Source organism: Corynebacterium sp. HMSC066C02 (genome assembly GCF_001814945.1).
Classification (GTDB): domain Bacteria; phylum Actinomycetota; class Actinomycetes; order Mycobacteriales; family Mycobacteriaceae; genus Corynebacterium; species Corynebacterium aurimucosum.
The window spans coordinates 1-272 of record NZ_KV818426.1 but is presented as its reverse complement, the minus strand read 5'-3'; the positions used below and the strand labels follow the sequence as shown (position 1 = coordinate 272).

The window sequence follows — 272 nt, the reverse complement described above, 5'->3', positions numbered from 1 at the left end:
CCGCTGCTGTTCCTGATTCCGGTTGGTCTGGCTTCGCAGATGAACATTCCGGGTCTGTCGGACTTTGTTGCTCCGATTAACAAGCAGATTCGGGATCTGAATACTCAGCTGCAGAAGCAGGCTGGTGTGTTCAATGGTCCGTTGGCTGGCAAGATGGCTGGTATTGATGCGCAGCTGAAGCGTTTCGGTGTTGATCACCAGCAGGCTGCTGGCGCTGTGGCTCTGATTGCTGCTGGTGCTCTGGCTATTGGCCTTATCGCTGATGCTTGTGC

At 54.8% G+C, this 272-nt stretch carries 1 protein-coding gene; it reads left to right on the top strand.

Annotated elements, in window-relative coordinates:
- A partial coding sequence (locus tag HMPREF2996_RS12720) for a hypothetical protein (protein ID WP_168166657.1) occupies positions 1-272 on the top strand: 272 nt, incomplete at both ends.